This window comes from Bacillus sp. AFS018417, assembly GCF_002560985.1.
Lineage (GTDB): Bacteria > Bacillota > Bacilli > Bacillales > Bacillaceae_G > Bacillus_A > Bacillus_A rhizoplanae.
The window spans coordinates 1-1,431 of record NZ_NTTM01000099.1; the positions used below are offsets into that span (position 1 = coordinate 1).

A 1,431-nucleotide genomic window follows, 5' to 3' on the forward strand; every position below is an offset into this window, starting at 1 on the left:
TGAACTGCCCCCCAATTGTTAGACACGACTAACAATTGGAGGTGCAGTTTTTTTATGACGAAATACTCTTTAGAAACCAAATTAGCTGCCGTTCACGCTTATCTTGACGGTGTAGAATCTTTTCAAGTTACAGCTCAAAAGCATAATGTGAATATAGTAATGTTAAAGAAATGGGTAGCGAAGTTTCGGGAACATGGATTAGCGGGTCTTCAAAAAGGATATACAGATTACTCAATTGAATTTAAAATGGATGTACTTAATTATATAAACAAAACAGGAGCGTCCATTTTAGAAGCCACTACAGTTTTTAATATTCCTAGCTCTAACACGGTGTGGATGTGGAAGGAATTATTTGATACGCAAGGGATTGACGCTCTTCAACCAAAGAAAAAGGGGCGTCCATCTATGAAAAAGAAACCAGAGAAAAATCAACCAGAAGGGTCAGAAGAATCATTAAAAGCGGAAATCGAGAGATTACGCATGGAAAATGCATATTTAAAAAAGTTACATGCCTTAATTCAAGAAAAGGAAAAGTCACAGAACAAGACAAAGCGCAAATAATTTATGAGTTGAGGCATGAATTTAAAATCATTGACTTAGTAAAAGTCGCTGATATTCCGCGCAGTACCTATTATTATTGGGTGAAACGAATGGAGCGCCCAGATAAATATAACGAAGTGAAAGGAATGATCCAACGGATCTTTTATAAACATCAAGGTCGATATGGATATCGTCGTATTACATGGGCATTACGCAATCAAGGTATTGTATTAAATCATAAAACAGTTCGTCGCTTAATGAGCGAAATGAACTTAAAATCTCTTGTCCGTATGAAGAAGTATCGCTCATATCGTGGGAAAGTTGGCAATATCGCACCAAACATTTTAAAGCGTGAGTTCAAAGCGACGAAGCCAAATGAGAAATGGGTTACAGATGTGACAGAATTCCACATACATGGTGAGAAGTTGTATTTATCTCCGATACTTGATTTATATAATGGTGAAATTATTGCTTATAACATAGAGAAACGTCCTGTTTATCCATTAGTCTCAAAGATGTTGGATAAGGCTTTTCAACAATTAAAAGATGGTGAATTTCCTATTCTTCACTCGGATCAAGGATGGCACTATCAAATGAAACAATACCAACATGTATTGAAAGAAAAAGGAATTACACAAAGTATGTCTCGTAAGGGGAATTGTTTAGATAACGCAGTCATCGAAAATTTCTTTGGCTTATTAAAGTCTGAACTACTTTACTTACAAGAATTCGAAAGTATGGAACACTTTAAATTAGAACTAGAAAAATATATTCACTACTATAATCATGATCGAATCAAAACAAAACTAAAAGGAATGAGCCCTGTACAATACAGAACTCATTCCTCATTAGCTGCTTAAAATATGTGTCTAACTTTTTGGGTTCACTTCA

At 35.2% G+C, this 1,431-nt stretch carries 2 protein-coding genes; both read left to right on the forward strand.

Annotation, left to right across the window (positions count from 1 at the left end):
- Window positions 1-54 precede the first annotated feature (54 nt).
- Window positions 55-561, forward strand: coding sequence for a helix-turn-helix domain-containing protein (locus CN326_RS25300; RefSeq protein WP_255258199.1), 507 nt, complete (start codon window positions 55-57; stop codon window positions 559-561).
- The gene (locus CN326_RS23310; protein ID WP_303745203.1) at window positions 453-1,400 is read left to right on the forward strand and encodes an IS3 family transposase; all 948 of its coding nucleotides are present in this window, start codon (window positions 453-455) and stop codon (window positions 1,398-1,400) included. Before CN326_RS25300 ends, CN326_RS23310 begins: the two co-directional genes overlap by 109 nt.
- Window positions 1,401-1,431 lie beyond the last annotated feature (31 nt).